Here is a 20,098-nt window from a genome sequence, read left to right as displayed (position 1 = left end):
AAAACCCGTGGCGAGGGAGCAAGCTCCCTCGCCACGGGATAAGTGTTCATACTCCCCCACAGTTGGCCTATGCTGCCCAGCATGACGCCGCTTCATACATGAGGGATGCCCGATGTTTTATGTGCAACGCGATGCACAAGGCCTGCTGGTGCGCGTAGAAGCCACCGCTTATGCCGAAGCCACCGAGACCTTGCCGGCCGACAGCCACGAGATCCAGGACTGGTTCGCCAACCAGGCGGTGGAAAACAGCCTCAAGCAACTCAAGCAGAGCGACCTGGAGATGATCCGGGTACTCGATGACTTGATCCAGGTGCTGACCAGCAAAGGCGTCATCCGCGTCACCGACCTGCCAGCAGCGGCCCAGGCCAAGCTGATGGACCGCACCCAGGCCCGGGAAGCACTGGGCGGGTTGAGCCGGTTGATCGACGATGATGAGAAGGGGTTGATCTAGCCTCAAATGACACAACCCGATCCCTGTGGCGAGGGAGCTTGCTCCCGCTCGGCTGCGCAGCAGTCGCAAAACCAGGCAACGCGGTCTGCCTGAAGAGCTGCTGGGGGCCTGCTTCGCAGGCCAGCGGGAGCAAGCTCCCTCGCCACAGGGGGTCGTGTTGTCTGGGCTGACGCTATCGCGAGCAAGCTCGCTCCCACACAGGTTTTTGGTCGTTTATAGGATGTGTGTCCACCGCCGAGCCCTGTGGGAGCCGAGCTTGCTCGCGATGGCGGTGGGTCTGCTTGCATCAATGCTGAATGTGCCGCCTTCGCGAGCAAGCTCGCTCCCACAGATCTGACGGGTGTACGACCGTGAGAACCAGGTCGGCTATAAGGCCGCCTCGTCCTGGCTTTTGATCTGGGGGCCCCGTTAACCACGCTGGCCGAACGCAGGCATTGCGCAGTGGGCATCCCGGCATGGATGCCGGGATAGCCGCGCTGGGCCATGGATGGCCCTTCGCGGCGGGCCCACGGAGCAATGCCGGAGTGAGGGCACACCGAGCCTAGGCGAGGTGCCGAGTGGTGGGGCAAAGACCTTTTGGTTACTTTTGGGGCGTTTGCCAAAAGTGACACGCCGTAAGGGCGTAACCGCCAGCCGCCGTTACCGCAGCAATGGATATACACTCGGCCAACAAACATCCAGGCCGGCTACCAGGCCGCCTCGTCAACAAGCCTCACCCCCAACGCCGAGGCTCCCCAACCAACTGCCCCTGCACCCCAAACAACCCCATCTCCCGAATCACCGCCAACTCCCCCTCCGTCTCCACCCGCTCGGCAATCAACGGCAAATCGATACTGTGAGCAGCACGCTGAATAGCCTCGATGAACAAACGCTTGTCACTTTCCTGATCAATGGCGCGGATATAACTGCCATCGATTTTCAAGTAAGCCAACCCCAGCCGCGACAAGTTGCCGATCATGCTGAAGCGCCCACCAAAACGCTGCAAGCTCAGGGAAAAGCCCAGCTCACGCAATTGCCGGGTCAACTGCTCCAGCACGGCCTGCTCCGGCAATTGCTCTTCACCAATCTCCAGGGTCAAGCGCGACCCAAGGTTGGAATGGGCCCGCAGGATCTCAAAGATCTTGTTCAGCGCCTGAGGATCGGCCAAGGTCGCCGAAGACAGGTTCAACGCCAGGGACTGTTCATGCCCGGCCATTTGCCTGAGCACTTGCTCGAGCATCAAACGGTCCAGGCGCGCGGTCCAGCCGAAGCGCTCCAACCAGGGCAGGAAACGCCCGGCGGGGATGGTCTGGCCCTGCTCGTCCAACAACCGCGACAACACTTTGTAATGCAACACCACCTGGGTGTCCTGGGCGGCCACCACCGGCTGGAAGTACAGCTCGAAGCGCTGATGACTCAAAGCCTGGTCGAGCAAGGTGTGCCAGGCATGGTGATCGTCGCCAACACTGGCCGACGCGCTGTGGTCCAGACACGCCCAACCCGGCTCACCCTGGCTCTCGGCCTGGGCCAGGGCCTGGTCGGCAAGCTGGAGCACCGCTTGGGGCGAGTCGCCGTGGACAAACGGCGCCAACCCGATAGAGGCCACCGAAGCCACGTCCGTCGCGCCAGTGGCATGCAGGCTCGTCAGGGCTGCTTCGAGGTTCTGCGCCAGTTGCAGCGCCTCCTCGCGCACCAGCCCGGGAGCCAGCACCGCGAACTCGCCGCCGCGAATACGCGTGACCAGGTTGAGGGTTTCCGGGTAGCGGGCGCACTCACGCTGCAATTGCTCACCCACCGCTATCAACAGCTGGTCAGTGCGCTGCCCGCCCAACCGCTGGTTCAAACCGGCCAGGTCCTTGACCCGCAGCAACAGCAGATAACCGGAACTGGCCTGCTCCGGGTTACTCACCCGGGCGTTGAGCTGCATTTCGAAGTAGCGCCGGTTGGCCAGGCCCGTGAGGGTGTCCTGGTAGGACTCGACCCGCAGTTTCTCGCTGCGCTCGGCCTGCTCCTGAAACAGCGCCTTGAGCTTCTCGACCATCTGGTTCATCGCCTGCACCACCCGCCGCAACTCAGGCGTACGGGGCAACTCCGGCAGGCTCAGGAACTCACGTCGGGCAATGGCATGGGACTGATGCACCATGTAGTCCAGCGGCTTGAGCTGGCGACGCAGCAGCAAGGCCCCCAGCACCGCGCTCACGGCGCCACACAGCAACAGCCAACCCAGGCTGCCCAACGCGCTTTGCCACAGCTTGGCGAGGGCGAACATCGGGTGGCTGATCACTTCGACCCGCGCCGCCTGCTCCCAGCCGCGACTGACGATGGCGTCGCCACCGGCTGGTTCCAGGCCGATCAGCTTGACGAACCATTGCGGCACGCTGCCGGCGTCCGGCGTGCCGGTGCGCTCGACCAGGGTCTTGTCGGTGGCCACGTCGACCACGCGGATGCTGGCGTAGTAGCCGCTGTCGAAGATCGAACTGACCATCAGTTCCACCATCGCCGGGTCGTCGATGTTCGGCGTCAGCGAGAGCGCCAGCGCCGTGGCCGCGTCCTGGGCGTGGGAGCGCAACTGGTTGACGTACTGGGCCCGCGAGCTCTCCAGGCTGACCATGAAGCTGCCGCTGAAGGCAACCACCAGGAACAGACAGATAGCGATCAACAGCTGTTTGAACAAGGACATCTGAGCGCGCGCTCCTAGTTAGTCGTCTCGACCGGAAAACCTTCGGCCTGCATTTTCTTCAACACATCCTGCCACCGGGACAGGCGCTTGGTGTCACCCACTTTCTTGTTGCCCTTGGCGCCCGGCAGCCACAGCCCTTCGGCATTGAAAGAGTAGACCGGGAGCAAGTCGGTTCGCTGGCTGGCCGGCAGGATCCCGTCGATCAGGCTGTCGAGTACCAGCGGCATCGCCTCGGGCGTGGCGTAATAGGTGAGCACCATGTGGGCACGGTTCTGCCGCAAGGCCTTGACGTAGGTGATGCGCAGCTTGTCACTGGACACCCCGAGATGGCGCAGGCTGAAATACTTGGCGATGGCGTAGTCTTCACAATCGCCGGCGCCCTTCCACAGGGCCTGGATCGGCGTTTCCCAATAGTCGACTTCACGCCACAGGTCGATGTCTTCCACGTAGCGCACCTGTTTGTTGAAAAACAGGTTCACCACCTTGAGCTGTTCCAGTTCCGGGATCTGTTTCTGGGTCGCCAGCAATTGCTGCCACGCGTCGATCCGTTGCTGTCCTTCCCCCAGCGGACCATATAACGCTTGCGCCCGCCGGCTGATCTGCGCAAAGTCCCAGTCGGCCTGCAGGCCGCCCAGCATCAGGCCGGCCAGCAACAATGCCGAACACAGCCAGCGCAAGGACCTGAGGACAGGGAACGATGCAGCCAAGGGAAATACGTCCGAAAAGGGTCGTTGGAAATTCGTTGGATGGTGACGCCTGGCCCACTAAAAGACAATGGCAAGGTGCAATCACCACAGGCAGACTAAACTTTAGTTCAGGAACCTCCAGACGAGAGACTTTGACGGCTCGCCAACCTGTGACTAACGTGAGCCTGGATCCAATTTTTACTACCAATCAGGGTGCGTTGTCGTGACACAGAAGCCCAAACCGCTCAGCACTATCCAGATCAACGGTCCCATTCCCGCTGACCAGGCACGCTCGATCATCGAAGAGTCTCTGCGCGAGGCCATCCTCGATGGACGCTTGCCTTGCGGTACCGCCCTGCGCCAGCAGGAACTGGCCGACCTGTTCGGCGTGAGCCGCATGCCGGTGCGCGAGGCGTTGCGCCAGCTCGAAGCGCAGTCGCTGCTCAATGTGGTTCAGCACAAGGGCGCCGTCGTGGCGCCGTTGATCACCAACAATGCGGTAGAAACCTACGCCCTGCGTTCGGTCCTGGAGTCTTTCGCCTTGCGCCTGTCCATCCCCTTGCTCGATGACAGCGACCTGGAACTGGCCGCCCAATACATCGAACAACTGGAAACGGAAACCGAGCACGCCGAGATCGGCAAGCTCAACCGGCTGTTCCACATGTCGCTTTATCACAAGGCACCCAACGGCAAGCTGCTGGACCTGATCGAGCGCGAGCTCAATGAAGAAGAGCGCTTTCTGCGCTTTCATCTGTCGTCCATGGGCCTGGGCAAGTTGAGCCAGGACGATCATCGCGCGCTGCTCGAGGCCGCACGGGCCAAAGACATCGATAACGCGATCGTATTGCTGGAACTGCACCTGGAAAAAGCCTCTGTCACCATGCGCCGGTACTTGGAACAGCCGTCGAAGCTGTGATCCCACGTCGGCGCTCCGTCCGGCGTAAAAATTTCTTACATATCCTTCCGACTCACTTGTCGCCAGCACGGCGCGGCCTGGCCGTGGCCGCGTCTCGTCGCCCCATCAGTTCAATGGCACTGCCATCGATTTGGGCTCACTCTTGCGCTTGTCGATTCAAAACAGACCTGAAGAAGTCAACGCCTGGCTGAGGCCAGGCGAATCGAAGCCAATACGCAAGGAGCGTCGTCCAACCGGCGGGATGATCGGATGTCCGACCGACGTCCTGCCCATAAAAATAAAACTTCCTTATTCCCCGATCCCTGAAGTGCTCCGAGTGAGGCATTCACTCGAACTATTCGATTCTGATACTCCTAAATCGGAAGGAGCTTCTTCGCCCCAATAAAACTTATATTAAAAGTTTTAAAAGCCCTCTTCGCGCCCAATAAAACAGCCACTTTAAATAATTAAAAAAGTACTTGCCGCCTACTTGTTCCGTGTATTAGTTTTTTATTCGCCGCGTTAACAGCGGCCCTTCCGATTTGCGAAAACCCAAGCAAACAAGGGCATCGCAAGCCGAAAGCACGATTAAAAGAGAATACTTAAGCCACTTTGGCAATTCATGGATTTCGGTTCAGGCACCCGCTCGCCCTCACTAACTAACGAGCCGCCTTCCGGACAAAACATCATTGATGAGGACGTTCCAATGCAGCCATCCAAAGAACAACTATCTCTAAAAAAACACGAACTTGGCCAACACCCGGTTTTTTCCGAGATTACATCAATCGATCTGTTGCGCCGCTTTATGGAAAGCCATGTCTTTGCCGTCTGGGACTTCATGTCGCTGACCAAGCGACTGCAACGCGAGCTCACCTGTGTCCACCTGCCCTGGCTACCGCCGGCCGACCCCCACGCGGCCCGCTTGATCAATGAGATCGTGCTGGGGGAAGAGTCGGATGACCGCCCTGGCGCCGGCTATTGCAGCCATTTCGAACTGTACCTGGACGCCATGCGGGAAATCGGTGCCGATACCCGCGCCATCGAGCAGTTCATCACCCTGCAGCAAGAAGGCGTCAGCCCCGAGACCGCGCTGGACAGTGTCGAGGTCGAACCGGCGGCGGCACGGTTCGTCCGCCAGACCTTGCACACCGCCCTGCACGCCCCGGCCCACAGCGTGGCCGCCGCCTTCGTGCACGGTCGCGAGAGTGTCATCCCGCAGATGTTCCAGCGCATGTTGGACGCCTGGGGCATTGGCCTGGATCAGGCACCGACCTTTCGTTACTACCTGCAACGGCACATCGAAGTCGATTCCGAAGACCACGGGCCGGCGGCAGAAAAACTGTTGGCACGGCTGATCGATGGCGACCCGCAGCGCGAAACCGAAGTCCTGGCCGCCGCACTCGCCGCCGTCCACAGCCGCGCCGCCCTGTGGGACGGCCTGCGCCAAAGCATGACCCAACCGGTTGCGCAGGTGATGCCATGAACGCCATCCCCTACCAATCCTTCGCCGACGCCTGGGAGAGCCGCGCCACGATCCGTACTCGGCCACGGCGCCGGGTCGAAGACGACGACAAGCTGATCTTCCCCATGAGCCGCCAACCGCTGGTGCACAGCCAGACCTTCCTCAGCCACTGTGCGCAACTGCGCGACTTTGTGCTGGTGCAGAGCCTCTACAAGTTCATCAACGACGTGGTGATTTTCGAGACCGAACTGGTGGACCACACCGCCCGGCGCATCGCCAAGAACCGCTTCGGCATCGAATTCCCGTTCGCCTGCCGCTACGACGCGATGACCGTGGTGGTGGACGAGGATTACCACGCGCTGGTGGCGATGGACTTCATGCAGCAGACCATCGACATGACCGGCATCGATCCCATCCCGTTGCCGGGGCAGATCGAACTCAGCCGCGCCATACCGGCGACCCTGGCCCGAGCGCCGGAGCATTTGCTCAGCGCCGTGGAGCTGATCTGCATCGCCATTGCCGAGAACACCGTGACCAACGAAGTGGCCGCCTTCGCCCGGGACGATTCGGTCAAGGCCTCGATCAAGGGGTTGATGGCCGACCACTTGCTCGACGAGGGCCGGCACTCCGGTTTCTGGACGCGACTGGTACAGATCTACTGGCGCACCGCACCCGAAGAGGATCGCGCGGCGATCGCACACTTGATGCCCGGTTTCATCGCCCAGTACCTGGCGAGCGACCTGCAACAAGCGTTCGACTTCGAGCTGATCGCGCACCTGCCCGTCGACGAATCGGTACGCCAATCGCTGCGTGAAGACGCCAGTGCGCTGGCGTACCCCATCAATCGCTTTCACCCGTTGGTGGGCAACATCACGCGCTTTTTCCGCGGCAGCTCGATGCTCGCGTCCCCCTGCGTACGCGACGCCCTTGCCGATTACCTGACCCCATGAGGACCTTTCGATGAGACGCCTCGACATTGCAGTGCCTGGCATCAGCCAGGCCATGGCCGAACTGGCCCGGGAACTGGAACTGCACGGCCACGCAGTGGTTCGGCACTCGCCGGCCGGCCACGACGCGGTCGACCTGTTGATCGACGACGGGACGACACCGCGAGCCATTGAAGCCCGTTCATGCCTCCAGATCCGCGTGGCCCTGTGCACGCTGCCCGGTGAGGCACTGCCGCAACCGGTGCTGGTTTTCCACGACGGTGCGCAGCGGCTGTTGTGCCAGGAAGTGATCGCGCCGCAACGCGATGGCAATGGCCAGTCCTTGCGCCTGCGTACGCTGGCGACGCTGGTCGAGACCGGCGCACGGCTGGTCAGCCAGTTATCCCGGGACGAAACCTGTTTCAATCACTGGCCAACGGTCCACGCTGACGCGGTCGACCCGCCCCTGCTCGGGCTCGATGCGCTGGAGCCGCTGGCCTTCGAGCACGGCCTCAATCGGCCGGCGGTGCCCTGGCTGCTGGCTGCCGCCGACGTGCCGGTGATGCACAGCATCGAACAGCGCCTGCTCGATGACGCCACGCAACCGGCCTTGTGGGTCGATGAGCAATTCATCGACTACAAATCCTTGCGCCGCCTGGCGCTGGGGATGCAACAGCCGATGCTGGAAACACTGCAAAGCGCCGGACCTATAGGAGCAGGGAGAGCTGAACCTGTGGGGGCAGAGAGCACTGAACCTGTGGGAGCAAGGCTTGCCCGCGATGAAGACACCGAGGTTCTCAACCAAACCGCGTCATCGTTCATCGGGGGCAAGCCTTCCTCCCACAGGTCTTCCTCCCACAAGGTGATCGGTGTGTGCCTGCCCAAGTCCGCACACCTGTACGCGGCGATCCTCGCAGTGCTGGGTTGCGGCGCGGTGTACCTGCCGCTGGACCCGCAACACCCGGCGCAACGTCGACGCTTTATCCTGGAGAATGCTCGGGCGGACCTGCTGCTGCACGACGGCAACAGCGACCTCGGCGACCTCTCGCTGCCAACGCTGAATGTCCATCAACTGCCAGCGCCCAAGCCCGGCATCCCGGTTTCGCTGATCCGGCGCACGGTGAACATCGACGAACCGGCCGTGGCGATCTACACCTCCGGCACCACCGGCCAACCCAAAGGCGTATTGCTCAGCCACCGCAACCTCAGCCATTTCTGTGCCTGGTACGGCGACTACGTCGGGTTGCAGCGCGACAGCCGGGCGTTGCAGTTTTCCACCATCAACTTTGACGCGTCGCTGCTGGATATCCTGCCGACCTTCATCCACGGCGCCCTGCTGGTGGTGCCCAGCGAAGACCAGCGCCGCGACCCGCAGCAATTGGTCGCGTTGATTCACCAGCAGCATGTCAGCCACGCCTTTCTACCGCCTGCGCTGCTGAGCGTCATGCCCCTCGATGCGCAGCTGGGCCTGACGCACCTGATCACCGGTGGCGATGTCTGCGAGCCTTTCGTGATCGAACAACTCGCGCCCCAATGCCGGTTCCACAACATCTACGGCCCGACCGAAACCACGGTGCTGGCGACCACACGCCAGTTCGGTGTCGGCGACAACAACCGCAACCTCGGCGTGCCCATCGCCAATGGCCGGGTCCTGATCCTGGACGAACAGTTGCAACCGGTTCCCCAAGGTGCCCCCGGCGAGTTGTACATCGCCGGCCCGGGCGTCGGCCTCGGCTATCTGAACGACCCGGCGCTGACCGCGACGCGTTACCTCGACCTGGCGCTGCCCACCGGGCAAGCGCTGCGGGTCTATCGCACCGGCGATATCGGCCAGTGGACCGACAACGGCATCGAACTGTGCGGCCGCCGCGATAACCAGGTAAAGATCCGCGGCTTTCGGGTCGAGCCCGAGGAAATCGAGCACTGCCTGCGCGACAGCCAGCTGTTTCGCCAGGTAGCGGTGGGGGTCGATGAAAAGCGGCGGATCCTGGCGTTCCTGGTTCACTCCGAACAGACGCCCCCCGGCGCAGCCCTCCAGGCGCTGCGCGAGCACGTGCAGAACAGCTTGCCCAGCTACATGCACCCGGCGGCCTACGTCGAATTGCCCAGCCTGCCCTACACCAGCAACGGCAAGGTCGATCGCCGGGCATTGCTCGCCATGGCGGTGCAGGTGCACGTCGACGGCCAACGGCGCCAACCGCAGAACGCCCTGGAAACACAACTGCAGCAACTGTGGGCCGAGCTGCTTGAATTGCCGGTCGACGACATCGCCACCGACGAGAGCTTCTTCAACCTTGGCGGGCACTCGATCCTGCTGTCGCGCCTGCTGCTGAGCATCCGCCAGGTGTTCGGCCGCAGCCTGTCGATCAACCGCTTCATCGAGGCGCCGACGCTGATGACCTTGGCGAAGTTGCTGGACGACCCGGAGCACAGCAGCGCATCGACCCTCAGCCCCCAGGCCTTCATCGATGCCGAGGCCGAGCTCAACCTCGATCCGCTGCCCATCAGCCAATGCGGCGATGTGCACAAGGTGGTGGTGACCGGCGCCAACAGCTTTCTCGGCGTGCACATCGTCGAAGCGCTGCTGGCCTGGGGCGCCACGGAAGTCGCGTGCCTGGTGCGCGGGAGCGCCGAACACAGCGCGGCCGAACGTTTCTCCCAGGCCTTGCGGGACAATCACCTGACCCACCTGGACCTGGACCGCGTCAGCGTGTATGCCGCCGACATCACCCAACCGCAATTGGGTTTGCCGGACGACGTCTACGCCCGCATCGATAGCACTTTCGGCGCGCTGGTGCACAACGCCGCCCACGTCAACCATGTACTCGACTACGCGTCGTTGGCACGGGACAACGTCGAGCCGATTTTCGAGTGCCTGCGCCTGTGTGAAGGGCGCAGCAAGAAAATCTTCAATTTCGTCTCCACGCTGTCCGCCTCCAGTGCTTTGGATGCCGATGGCCAGGTGCTGGAACAGCCTGCCGCCGAGACGCCGCCGATCTACATCAAGAACGGCTACAACCTGTCCAAATGGGTCGGCGAACGGATCCTGCAACGGGCCCGCGATCGCGGGGTGTGGGTCAACCTGTTCCGCCCCGGCAACATCAGCTTCAACAGCCTGACCGGGGTCTGCCAGCCCCACAAGAATCGCTTGATGCTGATGCTCAAGGGCTCGATCCAGCTCGGCCAGGTGCCAGACCTGTCACTCAATTTCGACCTGATGCCGGTGGATTTCCTGGCCCGCTTCATCGCCTTCCACGCCAGCCGCTACCAGCCCACCCAAGCGGTGTTCAACCTGCACAACCCGCAGCCTTTGAGCTGGGACGCTTACGTCGCGTCGTTCCGCGACAGCGGCCGGGAATTTTCGCTGGTGAGCGTCGCCGAGTGGCAACGGCAACTGGCGCGGGTCGATGCCGACAATGCGTTGTTTGGCGTGCTGGGTTTCTACCTCAACGGCTTCGAGGAAGACATCGGCGACATCTCACTGATCAGCCACGACAACGCCCGCGCCGGCGTGCGGCAGATGGGCGCCAGCTATCCGGAAAAGTCCCCGGCCCTGCTACGTCGCGGCGCCGACTACCTCAAGGCCATCGACTTCATTTGAAACACCCTCAACCCAAAGCAAGGAGCAAGACCATGAGTGCATTGCAACCCGACACCCTGATCAAAAACCCCCACGCCTGCCAGGTCGAAACCTCGGTGGAGGTCACGGCCGACGCGGCGCGCGTCTGGGACGTGGTGGGTGATTTTGGCGGATTCAACCGCTTCATCCCGGCGCTGGAGCACATCGAAATGACCGGCGAAGGCGTGAGGTCCCTGCGCAAGAAATTCTTCCGCGATGGGCAGAACCTGGTGGTGGAACAGCTCAACAGCCGTGACGACCAGGCCATGCACATGACCTGGACGCTGATCTACAACACCCTGGGCATCGACAACCTGTGGGCGGCCATGCGCGTCGACCCCCTGGCGGACAACCGCTGCCGCGCCACCTGGACCATCATCGCCGACCACACCGACGCCCACACCCCGTCGGGCTTCAGGGATTTCCTCCAGGGCTTCGCCGATGAGGCGGTGGGGAATGTGCAGGAGATGTTCAAGTAAGCACCAGCCCCCTGTGGGAGCGGGCTTGCTCGCGAAAGCGGCGGGTCAGTTGGCGGTGATGTTGGCTGGGCTGCCGCCATCGCGAGCAAGCTCGCTCCCACAAGGGTTCTCGGGTGGAGACAGGGTTTGTGTCCACCACTCATTCCAGTGTGGGAGCGAGCTTGCTCGCGAAAGCGGCGGGTCTGTTGGCGGTGATGGTGGCTGTACCGACGCCATCGCGAGCAAGCTCGCTCCCACATTGAGTTGGCGTGAACCCAAGACCCAGGCTCACCGCCAATCCCCTGTGGGAGCGAGCTTGCTCGCGATGGCGGTGGCTCGGCTTGCGGCTGGGGTCAGATCTTGAAGCTGTCCACCAGTTGCTTCAGTCGATTGGCCTGTTGGGACAAGGCATCGCAATCCTTCAGGGTTTCATTGAGGTTGGCCACGCTTTGCTGGTTCAGCAGGTTGATGTGGCTGACATCCATGTTGAGGGTTTCGACCACGGCGGTCTGTTCTTCGGTCGCGGCGGCCACCGACTGGTTCATGCCGTCGATCTCACCAATGCGCTGCGTCACGCTGACCAACCGCAGACCGGCCTGGTTGGCCACTTCCACGCTTTCTTCGCTGGAGGTCTGGCTGGCGTTCATCGTGGTGACCGCTTCACGGGAGCCGACTTGCAGCGAGGTGATCATCTTGTGGATTTCTTCCGCTGACTCCTGGGTACGGTGCGCCAGGTTGCGCACTTCATCGGCCACCACCGCAAAACCGCGGCCGGCTTCACCGGCACGGGCCGCTTCGATGGCAGCGTTCAAGGCCAGCAGGTTGGTTTGCTGGGAGATGCCCTTGATCACGTCCAGGATGTGCCCGATGTTGTCGGTACTGGCGTTCAGGGTTTCGATCTGGGTGCACGAGAGGCTGATCTTCTGCGACAGCTCGGTCATGGCCTGGATGGTTTTTTCCACCACCTGGCGACCGTCATCGGCCTGTTCGCTGGCACCGCTGGCATGCTGCGAGGCATCGGCGGCATTGCGCGCGATTTCCTGGGTCGCGGCGCCCAACTGGTTGATGGCCGCGGCCACGCTGTTGGTGCGCGCACTCTGCTCATCCGAGCCGACGAGCGAAGCGTTGGACGAAGTCATCACCCGCTGCGACAGGTCATGCACCTGGCGGGTAGCGGAAGACACTTCCGAGATCGACGCATGAATCCGCTCCACGAACTGGTTGAACGAACCACCCAGCACCGCGAACTCATCCTTGCCCTGCACCACCAGGCGTCGGGTCAGATCGCCTTCGCCCTGGGCGATGTCCTGCATGGCGCGACCCATGGTGGTCAACGGACGCATCAATACCTGGATCAGCATGCTCAGCAGCAACGCAATGGCCGCCACCGCGACGAACATCGCGATCAACGCCGACGTACGGAACTGGCTCAACGGCGCATAGGCCTTGGCCTTGTCGATCGACAGGCCGATGTACCACTCGGCGTTCGGCAGGCCCGCCACCTGGGTGAACGAAAGAATGCGGTCCTTCCCATTCAGCTCAACCTCCTGGATACCCTTGCCAATGCGCACCGGGGTGCCGGGGTAGATGTCCTTGAGGTTTTTCATCACTTGGTCTTTATCCGGGCTGACGATCACCTGACCGTCGCCGCTCACCAGGAACGCATGGCCAATACCACCGAAGTCCACGGAATTGATGATTTTCACCAGGGTTTCCAGGCTCAAGTCGCCGCCCACCACGCCGAGCAGTTCGCCGTTGTGCTTCACCGGCAGGGCAACGGTCACCACCAGGCCACCCACCGCCGCCAGATAAGGCGGGGTCAGCATGGTTTTATCGGCGGTCACCGCCTGTTTGTACCAAGGGCGCTGACGCGGGTCGTAGCCGTCAGGCATTTTCGCGTCAGGCCGTTGGGTGAAGACACCGTTGGCCTGGCCCACATAAGTGAACTGGAAGTTGGACGTCAGCGCCGGTTGGTCGACCAGCCCCGGCAAATCGGCAGCCGCCCCCTGATGCGCGATGTTTTGCGCCAGGTTTTCCAATACCAGTATCCGGCCACTCATCCAGTTCTGGATGCTGCTGGCCGTCAGGTCGCCGGATTGCTCGATGGACGACTCAAGGCTGCTACCAATGGTGTTGCGCTGCAAATAATCGTTGTAGAGCGTGAACAGGGCAAAAGCCAGAACCACCACACCAGAGGCGGCGAGAAGGATTTTGTGGCTGAACTTTAGATTCATCGAGGGGGCTTCTTATGCAAGGAGTGGGGGTGCATTCCAGATTGCAACGTTCCATATAACAGCGCGGGCGGTTGTCACTTCGCTCCACTTTGGTGCACGCATATCAGTCTGTCGGCAAGCCTGTACAAATAATTAGAGATTCGAAGAAATAGGCGACGGGAGGACAAGGCGGGCGAACGGTGGTTGCAAATTCGCCGGGCGATGATGACAATGCGACCTATTATCATTTGTAACATCCAGGCTGTTGCGTCCATGTCATCTCCCGAGTTTGCAGTACAGGCGCTCTACAGCCGGCATCACGGCTGGCTCAATACGTGGCTGCGCACCCGGTTGGGCAATGCCGCCGACGCGGCGGACCTGGCCCAGGACACCTTCGTGCGCCTGTTGCAGCGTAGCGAACGCCTGGAGCTTAGGACGCCACGTGCCTTTTTGCGCACCATCGCCCAAGGCCTGGTGATCGACCATTGGCGGCGAGCGGAAATCGAACGCGCCTACCTGGAAACCATCGCTCACCTGCCGCCAGCCCAAACCCCTGGCGCTGAAGCCCAGGCCTTGATCCTGGAACTGCTCGAAGCCATTGCCCGGATGCTCGAAGGCCTCAAGCCGAAAGTGCGCAGGGCCTTTCTGTTGGCCCAGTGCGAAGGCCTGACGTACAAGCAGATCGCCGAACAGATGGGCATCTCGCTGCGCTCGGTGGAGCGCTACGTCGCCGATGCGCTGTACCACTGCTATGTGTTGCGCTATGAAAGCTGAGCCGGCGGATCACTTGCAGAGCCGCCGCAACGGCCCGTCGCAACAGGTGGTCAGGCAGGCGATCAACTGGCTGCTGCGCCTGCGCAATCACACCGCTCACCCGACCCTGCGCCAACAGTGCGACACCTGGCGCGCCGCCCACCCTGAACACGAACTGGCCTGGCAACGGGTGCAATCGCTGCACAGCGAATTGACCTCGAACCTGCGGGCGGTGCCCGGTGCCCATGTCGCCCTGGATACCCTGGAAAACAGTGCCCAGCGCCTCAGTCGTCGCCAGGCCCTGAAGTTGCTGTCGGGCATCGCCGTGGTGAGCGGCGCGGCATGGCTGGGCAAGGACCTGGGCTGGCAAGCGTGGAATGCCGATTTCGCCACCGCCACGGGTGAACGCCGAGGTTTCCAGTTGCCGGACGGCACGCGGCTCGAACTCAATACCCACAGCGCCGCCAACCTGGACTTCAGCGCCCGGCAGCGCCTGATTACCCTGGCCCGCGGCGAAATCATGGTCACCTGTGGCCGCGACCCGGGGCGGCCGCTGCTGGTGAAAAGCCGGCATGGCCTGTTCGAAGGGCTGGAGGGGCGCTTCGTCGTGCGCCAGGACAGCGACTGCACGCGCTTGAGCGTCACCAGCGGACCAGTCGTCATCCGTTCGCACCCCAGCAGCGCTGGTACGCCCATCCAGGTCGAGGCCGGGCAAAGCTATCTGATCACTGCATCGACAGCGGCCCTGGCGCCGCCGCTGGACATGGACGCAGGCGCCTGGGCTGACGGCTTGATCGTCACGCGCAACATGCGCCTGGAAGACTTCCTCAATGAAGTAGGACGCTACCGCCCGGGCTATCTGCACTGCGCGGCGTCGATTGCCGACCTGCGCCTGTCGGGGGTGTTCCGCTTGGAGGACACCGACAAATTGCTGGCCGTCCTGCCCCGCACGCTCCCGGTACAGCTGCGCTATCGAACCCGTTGGTGGATCACGGTGGAACGCCTGGCTTGATTTTTTTGGCGGGTTTCAGGCCGGCGTCCGGCTAGGACAGTAAGCACCCCTTATCTGCCTTCAGCGACTCCTACGGAACCTACAATGACTGAGCGCGTACCTCTCAAGAACCCCTTCGGCTTCTCTTCGCAACCTGGCCTGTTGCGCCAGGCGATTCACGCCGCGCTGTTCTCCACGGCGCTGGGGGTCAGCGTCGTGCCGATGCTCGCGGTGGCCGCACAAAACGGCGTCACCGCCAGCCGTCAGAGCTACAACATTGCCCCCGGCCCATTGAGCGATGTGCTGAACCAGTTCGCCCGCCAGGCCGGGATCACCCTGGCAAGCACCCCGGCGCAAACCGGCGGCGTCCACTCCCCGGGGCTCAAGGGCGAGTATTCGCCCGACCAGGCCCTGAGCCAGTTGCTCAGCGGCTCAGGACTGGTTGCCGTCAGCCAGGATGGCAGCAGCTACGTGCTGCAAACCGAGACCGCTGGCAGCACACTGGAATTGCCGACCACCGACATCAAGGGCTTCGCCCTGGGTAACGCCTTGGGCAGCATGGAAGGCTACAACGCCACCCATAGCCAGGTCGCCACCAAGACCAGTACCGCCCTGCGGGAAACCTCCCAGAGCGTGTCGGTGGTCACCCGCGAACAAATGGATGACCAGGGCGCGCAAACCGTATCCCAGGCCATGCGCTACACCCCCGGCGTGCTGACCAACCCCTACGGCGCCACCCACCGCTACGACTATGTGGCGATGCGCGGCTTCAACGACGGCTCGGTGGATAACATCTACCTCGACGGCCTCAAGTCCATGGGCGACAGCGGCACCTACAGCTCCATGCAGGTCGATCCGTACTTCCTCGAGCGGGTCGACATTCTCAAGGGCCCGTCCTCAGTGCTCTACGGCCGCAGTTCGCCGGGCGGCCTGGTGGCGCTGACCAGCAAGAAGCCGCTGTACGAGGCCTATCACCAGATCCAGGCCACGGTCGGCACCCAGGGCCAGCGCGGCATGGGCTTCGACTTCAGCGGCCCGGTGGATGACGAAAAACGCATCACCTATCGCCTGATCGGCCTGGCGGACAGCTCCGACACCCAGTTCGACCACAACAAGGAAAAACGCTTCGCCCTCGCCCCCACGGTGAACATCGACTTCAGCGAGGACACCTCGCTGACCCTGCAAGCCTACCTGCAGCATGACCCCGACGGCGGCTACCACGGTGGCATGCCGGCCGACGGCACCTTGCATCAGCGCAACGGTCGACGGATTTCCGAGCACTTCTTCGAAGGCGAACCCGGCATCGACCGCTATGAGCGTGACCAGCAGTCGTTCGGCTACCAATTCGAACACCGCTTCAACGATGTCTTCACCGCCCGGCAGAACTTCCGTTACCTGGATTCCGAGGTCAAGAACGATCAGGTCTATGCCTACGACTGGACCACGCCCACCAGCAACGAGCTGAACCGCTACTACACCGGCGCCGAAGAAAAGCTCCATTCGTTCATCGTCGACAACATGCTGCAGGCTGAATTCTTCACTGGCGCGACCAAGCACACCGTACTGATGGGCGCCGACTACCAGCGACGCAAAACCGTGGTCGACTGGACCAGCGGCAGCCTGGCGCCGATCAACGCCTTCGACCCGGTCTACGGCAACTCGGCCATCACCTACTTCAGCCCCACCAGCTACCTGCGGCGCCTGGAGCAGACCGGCGTCTACCTGCAAGACCTGATCGAAATGGACAAGTGGCGCTTCTCCCTCGGCCTGCGCCAGGACTGGGTGCAAACCTCGGATGAGAACCGCATCGCTGAGTTCGGTCGTCCGAAAGGCACCGAGATCAACGACAAACGCACCAAGCTCACTGGCCGTGCCGGGGCGCTGTACCTGTTCGACAACGGCCTGGCGCCGTACATCAGCTACTCCGAGTCGTTCAACCCGAACTCCTATGCCGACAGCGCCGGCAACCCGCTGCCGCCGACCGATGGCAAGCAGTGGGAACTGGGGTTGAAGTACCAGCCGCCGGGCACGGATGATTTGTACACCGCCTCGCTGTTCCGTATCGACCAGGAAAACCTGGCGACCAAACTGCCCCAGGACAACTTCTACCGCGCCATCGGTGCCGTGCGCTCCCAGGGCCTGGAGCTGGAAGCGCACCTGCAGTTGACCGAACAATTCAAAGTGCTGGGCAGCTACACCTTCACCGACATCGAATATTCGAAATCGATGGTCAGCACCCTCAGCACGCCCACCAACATCATCGAAAACAAGGGCAACTCACCGACCCAGGCCCCTCGCCACATGGCCTCGGTCTGGGCGGACTACAAGTTCGACAGCGGCACCCTCGATGGCCTGCGCCTGGGTGGCGGCGTGCGCTATGTCGGCTATAGCTGGGCCGATGCGGAGAACACCATGAAGGTGCCGTCCTACACGTTGTTCGATGCCTCGATGGGGTATGACCTGGGCAAGGTCGGCTTGAAGGGCGTGGACGTGCGCCTGAACGCGAACAACCTGACGAACGAAAGCTACGTCGCCTCGTGCGCGAGCCTGAGCTATTGCTACATGGGCGAAGAGCGCAACGTGGCGGCGACGGTGAGTTACCAGTTCTAAGCGTCACCCGTTCCCCGTGGCGAGGGAGCTTGCTCCCGCTGGACGCGAAGCGGCCCGTTTTTTGGGGCTGCTGCGCAGCCCAGCGGGAGCAAGCTCCCTCGCCACAGGTTCTGTTCTGGCCCTTCGGATGGGTTAACTTCAAACCCGAACCGTATCCCCTTCCTCCCGCACCACACCTTCCTGGCGCACAAACCGATTCGCCCGCCCGAACGTGCCGAAGTCATTGAACCGCACGCCCATCTCCCGCATCACCTTGTGAGCCACCGGCACCGTCAGTTGGCGAATGTAGAACGGTTCCTTCACCACGAAATGATGAATGCCATGACTGCTGCCGAAGTTGAAGCAGAACGCCTGCAACGGCCACAACCACCAGGGATTGAGCACCTGGGTTTGCTGGATGACATTGCCCGGCTCGATGTCGCCGTAGTAATGCATGTTCGAACTGACGAAATGCAGGCAGAAGGTGCGCAACACGTTCGGCCCGATGATCACCACCGCCGCGATGTCGATCACCCGCATCGTCGCCAGCGTGGTGGCCGACCAGTCAATTGAAGTCCCCAGCAGACTGGCGACACCGTTGGCCCCGTGGAAACCGAGGAACACATACCAGGCGCCCCAGTGCAGCAACGCCAGCGGGAAATAAACCTTCAGCGTGCGCTTGAGGATGCTGCGCTTGTGCACCCAGGTCTTGGCCCGCAGCAGGCGGATGAAGGCCGACATCACGTTGTCACCCACCATCAGCAACCGCGCCAGCCCCCAGGGTTCGCCGTTGGTGATCGCCCGCTCCTCCATGTCGGCCTCGCTGCCGGACACCTTGTGATGGTTGAGGTGCAGGTGGCGGCGGATCCACGGGTTGATCGTGCTCGGCCGCGCCAGCCACACCAGACCCATCATCAGGTTGTGGGGCAGGCGCTGCTTGCGGAAATACATGCTGTGGATCAGGTCGTGTTCCAGCTCGTGGGTCAGGGACGCGAAAAACCCGTTGAGCAACAGGCACGCCCACCCGGCCAGGTAACCGTTGATGTAGAGCAGCGCCGAACCGATCATCCCAGCCAGGGCCAGTGCCAGGATGCCCGCGCCCAACGCATCCTGGTGGCGCAGGATCGGATAACGCTGGCGCAGTTCATCGCCCCGGGCCAGGACCACCTGGCGAATATGGGCCGCTCGTTGTTGTGCATTCAATCGCTCGGGGCTTGCGCAAGTGCCGTGCATGGCTTACATCCTCTATTAGAGATGTGCTCATCCTGCCGGGCGTTGTCCCATGGGGTGGTAGCCGTAAACGCCAACCTGTTGACCGCAAGCGCCAATCGTCATGACGGAACCGACCTCCCTCGCCAGTTGGACCCGCGCCCTGCGCAAGCAGCTCGATGCATTGGGCCTGGACAGCCATGCCCTGTGCGTCGAGGCGGGTCTCGACCCGCAATGGATGGACGACCCGAACGCCCGTTATCCGCTCTCGGCCACCACGCGCCTGTGGGCCTTGGCGGTGCAGGCCAGCGGCGACCCGGCCATCGGCCTGCGGGTGTCGCGCTTCGTCAGCCCCACCACGTTTCACGCACTGGGTTATGCCCTGGTGGCCAGCGGCAGCCTGCGGGAAGTGTTCGAGCGGATCGTGCGCTATCACCCGGTGGTCAGCGATGCACTGACCCTGCAACTGAGCCGCGGCGAAGACCGCTACCGCTTCAATCTCGATGTGCCCCAGGGCAGTCCGGCACCGGCCTTTGAAGCCATCGATGCGTTCGCGGCGATTTACGTGCGCACCTGTCGCAACCGCCTCGGCCGTGATTACGCACCACTGGCGGTGTACCTGCGCCGCCCGGAACCGGCGGACCCCAGCCCATGGCACAAGGTGTTTCGCTCGCCGGTGCATTTCGGCGCCGCCCTGGATTGCCTGGAGTTCAACCTCAGCGACTTCGACAGCCACCTGGACGACGCCAACCCCGAACTGGCCGAGCACAATGAAACGGTGCTCGAACGCACCCTCGCACAGCTCAAGCCTCTGACCTGGGAACGCAAGGTACGCGCAGCCATCGAGGCCCAACTGCCCGAAGGCGAACCCAGCGCCGAACGCATCGCCCAGGCCATGCACCTGAGCCTGCGCAGCCTGCAACGACATCTGGCTGACGAAGGCTGCCGTTTCGACGCACTGCTCAACGAATGCCGGGAAAACCTCGCACTGCTGCACCTGCGTGATCCCCAATGTTCGCTGAGCGAAGTCAGCTACCTGCTGGGCTTTGCCGATACCAGCAGCTTCAGCCGCGCGTTCAAGCGCTGGACCGGGATGACGCCGGGGCAGTTTCGGGATGGGTTGCGCTAGGGATTTGCGTTGGCTGGGCTGGCCCTATCGCGAGCAAGCTCGCTCCCACATTGGGAAC

The 20,098-nt window shown here is 62.4% G+C and carries 14 protein-coding genes; 10 read left to right on the top strand and 4 right to left on the bottom strand.

Features of this window, described 5'->3' with window-relative positions; translation table 11 throughout:
• Positions 1–112 precede the first annotated feature (112 nt).
• On the top strand, positions 113–451 hold the full coding sequence (locus J4E63_RS21205; protein ID WP_060739744.1) for a hypothetical protein: 339 nt from the start codon (positions 113–115) through the stop codon (positions 449–451).
• Between the two features lie 712 nt (positions 452–1,163).
• Here the strand turns inward: J4E63_RS21205 and lapD are convergent.
• Complete coding sequence (lapD, locus tag J4E63_RS21200; protein WP_207283273.1) at positions 1,164–3,110, bottom strand: cyclic di-GMP receptor LapD; 1,947 nt, start codon at positions 3,108–3,110, stop codon at positions 1,164–1,166.
• Positions 3,111–3,124: 14 nt separating this feature from the next.
• Entirely contained in the window at positions 3,125–3,748 is a 624-nt protein-coding gene (gene lapG / locus J4E63_RS21195) for a cysteine protease LapG (RefSeq protein ID WP_371856198.1), read from the bottom strand.
• Between the two features lie 271 nt (positions 3,749–4,019).
• On the opposite strand from lapG, the gene J4E63_RS21190 reads away from it, so the two are divergent.
• The 5 genes from J4E63_RS21190 to J4E63_RS21170 all read left to right on the top strand — a co-directional run bounded on the left by J4E63_RS21190 (position 4,020) and on the right by J4E63_RS21170 (position 11,177).
• Positions 4,020–4,712 carry a GntR family transcriptional regulator gene (locus J4E63_RS21190; RefSeq protein ID WP_207283271.1) on the top strand — a complete coding sequence of 231 codons (693 nt, stop codon included), beginning with the start codon at positions 4,020–4,022 and terminating at the stop codon, positions 4,710–4,712.
• Positions 4,713–5,397: 685 nt separating this feature from the next.
• Positions 5,398–6,174, top strand: a complete 777-nt coding sequence (locus J4E63_RS21185) for a DUF3050 domain-containing protein (protein ID WP_092204952.1) — start codon at positions 5,398–5,400, stop codon at positions 6,172–6,174.
• Positions 6,171–7,103 carry a diiron oxygenase gene (locus J4E63_RS21180; protein ID WP_060739748.1) on the top strand — a complete coding sequence of 311 codons (933 nt, stop codon included), beginning with the start codon at positions 6,171–6,173 and terminating at the stop codon, positions 7,101–7,103. Before J4E63_RS21185 ends, J4E63_RS21180 begins: the two co-directional genes overlap by 4 nt.
• Positions 7,104–7,113: 10 nt before the next feature.
• Positions 7,114–10,680, top strand: coding sequence for a non-ribosomal peptide synthetase (locus tag J4E63_RS21175; protein WP_207283270.1), 3,567 nt, complete (start codon positions 7,114–7,116; stop codon positions 10,678–10,680).
• 32 nt (positions 10,681–10,712) lie between these two features.
• Entirely contained in the window at positions 10,713–11,177 is a 465-nt protein-coding gene (locus J4E63_RS21170) for an SRPBCC family protein (RefSeq protein ID WP_207283269.1), read from the top strand.
• A gap of 332 nt (positions 11,178–11,509) precedes the next feature.
• Here the strand turns inward: J4E63_RS21170 and J4E63_RS21165 are convergent, their stop codons facing one another.
• Positions 11,510–13,390 carry a methyl-accepting chemotaxis protein gene (locus tag J4E63_RS21165; protein WP_207283268.1) on the bottom strand — a complete coding sequence of 627 codons (1,881 nt, stop codon included), beginning with the start codon at positions 13,388–13,390 and terminating at the stop codon, positions 11,510–11,512.
• A 252-nt stretch (positions 13,391–13,642) separates the two neighbouring features.
• Here J4E63_RS21165 and J4E63_RS21160 point away from each other — a divergent pair, with 252 nt between their 5' ends.
• The 3 genes from J4E63_RS21160 (at position 13,643) to J4E63_RS21150 (ending at position 17,723) form a co-directional block, all read left to right on the top strand.
• On the top strand, positions 13,643–14,143 hold the full coding sequence (locus J4E63_RS21160) for a sigma-70 family RNA polymerase sigma factor (RefSeq protein ID WP_092176834.1): 501 nt from the start codon (positions 13,643–13,645) through the stop codon (positions 14,141–14,143).
• Positions 14,133–15,134, top strand: coding sequence for a FecR domain-containing protein (locus J4E63_RS21155; RefSeq protein ID WP_207283267.1), 1,002 nt, complete (start codon positions 14,133–14,135; stop codon positions 15,132–15,134). The genes J4E63_RS21160 and J4E63_RS21155 overlap by 11 nt, the downstream gene beginning before the upstream one ends.
• A gap of 84 nt (positions 15,135–15,218) precedes the next feature.
• The gene (locus J4E63_RS21150) at positions 15,219–17,723 is read left to right on the top strand and encodes a TonB-dependent siderophore receptor (RefSeq protein ID WP_207283266.1); all 2,505 of its coding nucleotides are present in this window, start codon (positions 15,219–15,221) and stop codon (positions 17,721–17,723) included.
• Positions 17,724–17,861: 138 nt separating this feature from the next.
• On the opposite strand, the gene J4E63_RS21145 is transcribed toward J4E63_RS21150, so the two are convergent.
• A complete protein-coding gene (locus J4E63_RS21145; RefSeq protein ID WP_207283265.1) occupies positions 17,862–18,935 on the bottom strand; it encodes a fatty acid desaturase in 1,074 nt (357 codons plus the stop codon).
• A gap of 100 nt (positions 18,936–19,035) precedes the next feature.
• On the opposite strand from J4E63_RS21145, the gene J4E63_RS21140 reads away from it, so the two are divergent.
• On the top strand, positions 19,036–20,040 hold the full coding sequence (locus tag J4E63_RS21140; RefSeq protein WP_207283264.1) for an AraC family transcriptional regulator: 1,005 nt from the start codon (positions 19,036–19,038) through the stop codon (positions 20,038–20,040).
• Positions 20,041–20,098: the final 58 nt, after the last annotated feature.

The organism is Pseudomonas sp. FW300-N2F2, from assembly GCF_017351655.1.
Classification (GTDB): Bacteria; Pseudomonadota; Gammaproteobacteria; order Pseudomonadales; family Pseudomonadaceae; genus Aquipseudomonas; species Aquipseudomonas fluorescens_AA.
Note: the sequence above shows the minus strand (reverse complement) of the source record. Positions and strands in the feature narration are given on the sequence as shown.

What these genes read in the sequence shown, in the direction of transcription:
- J4E63_RS21145 (WP_207283265.1), bottom strand. Translation starts at nt 18,935, where the DNA reads ATGCACGGCACTTGCGCAAGCCCCGAGCGATTGAATGCACAACAACGA.
- J4E63_RS21150 (WP_207283266.1), top strand. Translation starts at nt 15,219, where the DNA reads ATGACTGAGCGCGTACCTCTCAAGAACCCCTTCGGCTTCTCTTCGCAA.
- lapG (WP_371856198.1), bottom strand. Translation starts at nt 3,748, where the DNA reads ATGCTGGGCGGCCTGCAGGCCGACTGGGACTTTGCGCAGATCAGCCGG.
- J4E63_RS21155 (WP_207283267.1), top strand. Translation starts at nt 14,133, where the DNA reads ATGAAAGCTGAGCCGGCGGATCACTTGCAGAGCCGCCGCAACGGCCCG.
- J4E63_RS21205 (WP_060739744.1), top strand. Translation starts at nt 113, where the DNA reads ATGTTTTATGTGCAACGCGATGCACAAGGCCTGCTGGTGCGCGTAGAA.
- J4E63_RS21140 (WP_207283264.1), top strand. Translation starts at nt 19,036, where the DNA reads ATGACGGAACCGACCTCCCTCGCCAGTTGGACCCGCGCCCTGCGCAAG.
- J4E63_RS21175 (WP_207283270.1), top strand. Translation starts at nt 7,114, where the DNA reads ATGAGACGCCTCGACATTGCAGTGCCTGGCATCAGCCAGGCCATGGCC.
- J4E63_RS21185 (WP_092204952.1), top strand. Translation starts at nt 5,398, where the DNA reads ATGCAGCCATCCAAAGAACAACTATCTCTAAAAAAACACGAACTTGGC.
- J4E63_RS21170 (WP_207283269.1), top strand. Translation starts at nt 10,713, where the DNA reads ATGAGTGCATTGCAACCCGACACCCTGATCAAAAACCCCCACGCCTGC.
- J4E63_RS21180 (WP_060739748.1), top strand. Translation starts at nt 6,171, where the DNA reads ATGAACGCCATCCCCTACCAATCCTTCGCCGACGCCTGGGAGAGCCGC.
- lapD (WP_207283273.1), bottom strand. Translation starts at nt 3,110, where the DNA reads ATGTCCTTGTTCAAACAGCTGTTGATCGCTATCTGTCTGTTCCTGGTG.
- J4E63_RS21160 (WP_092176834.1), top strand. Translation starts at nt 13,643, where the DNA reads ATGTCATCTCCCGAGTTTGCAGTACAGGCGCTCTACAGCCGGCATCAC.
- J4E63_RS21165 (WP_207283268.1), bottom strand. Translation starts at nt 13,390, where the DNA reads ATGAATCTAAAGTTCAGCCACAAAATCCTTCTCGCCGCCTCTGGTGTG.